Source organism: Pseudomonas sp. GD03862 (assembly GCF_029840855.1).
GTDB classification, from domain to species: Bacteria; Pseudomonadota; Gammaproteobacteria; order Pseudomonadales; family Pseudomonadaceae; genus Aquipseudomonas; species Aquipseudomonas alloputida.
This window is the reverse complement of sequence record NZ_JAOCDI010000108.1, coordinates 1-1375: the sequence shown is the minus strand read 5'-3', so window position 1 is coordinate 1375 and position 1375 is coordinate 1. Positions and strand designations below refer to the sequence as shown.

Genomic DNA, 1375 nt, shown 5'->3' with positions numbered 1-1375 from the left:
TGCAAGGCATCGTCGAGCAACCGCAACAACCGGTGGCCGAACTGCCATTGCTGGCGGCCGCCGAGCGCGAGCGCACCCTGGTCACGTGGAACGCCACCGCTGAACATTACCCGCTGGAGCAGAGCATCCAGCAACTGATCGAGGCCCAGGTGCAGCGCACCCCGGATGCCCCGGCGCTGGCCTTCGGCGAGACGCGCCTGAGCTACGCCCAGCTCAACGCCCGCGCCAACCGCCTGGCCCATCGCCTGATCGCCCTGGGTGTCGGCGCGGATGTGCTGGTGGGCATCGCGGTGGAGCGTTCGGTGGAGATGGTGGTCGGTTTGCTGGCCATCCTCAAGGCCGGTGGTGCCTACGTGCCGCTGGACCCGGAATACCCCGAAGAGCGCCTGCGCTACATGATCGAGGACAGCGGCGTGCAACTGCTGCTGACCCAGAGCCACCTGCAACTGCCGCTGGCCGAAGGCGTGCAGACCCTGGCGCTGGACCTGGAACCGGGCGCCGATGACGCGCGCAACCCGAACGTGGCGGTGGCCCCTGAAAACCTGGCCTATGTGATCTACACCTCCGGCTCCACAGGCCGGCCAAAAGGCGCGGGCAACCGCCATTCGGCCCTGGTCAACCGACTGTGCTGGATGCAGCAGGCCTATCGACTGGATGCTCGCGACAGCGTGTTGCAGAAAACGCCGTTCAGCTTCGACGTGTCGGTGTGGGAGTTCTTCTGGCCCTTGATGACCGGTGCGCGACTGGTGGTTGCCGCGCCGGGTGATCATCGCGACCCGGCCCGTCTGGTCGAGCTGATCACCGGCGAAAACATCACCACCCTGCACTTCGTACCGTCGATGCTCCAGGCGTTCCTGCAAGACAGCGGCGTGCCGCGCTGCACCAGCCTTGCGCGCATCGTCTGCAGTGGCGAAGCGCTGCCGGCCGATGCCCAGCAGCAGGTGTTCGCCAAGCTGCCGAAGGCCGGCCTGTACAACCTGTACGGCCCGACCGAGGCGGCCATCGACGTGACCCACTGGACCTGCCGCGAGGAAGGGCGCGACAGCGTGCCGATCGGCGAGCCGATTGCCAACCTGGCCTGCTACATCCTCGACGCCGAGCTGCAACCGGTGCCGGTGGGCGTGCTGGGCGAGCTGTACCTGGCCGGCGCAGGCCTGGCGCGCGGCTACCACCGCCGCCCGGGGCTGACCGCCGAGCGTTTCGCCGTGAGCCCATACGGCAATGGCGAGCGCATCTACCGCACCGGCGACCTGGCGCGCTACCGCGCGGATGGGGTGATCGAGTACGCCGGGCGTATCGACCACCAGGTCAAGCTGCGTGGCCTGCGCATCGAACTGGGTGAGATCGAGGCGCGCCTGCTGGAGCACGACCTGGT

The 1375-nt window shown here is 68.1% G+C and carries 1 protein-coding gene; it reads left to right on the top strand.

Annotated elements, in window-relative coordinates:
* Positions 1 to 1375 (top strand): amino acid adenylation domain-containing protein (locus N5D53_RS27540; protein WP_279841134.1); only part of this gene is annotated, 1375 nt, incomplete at both ends.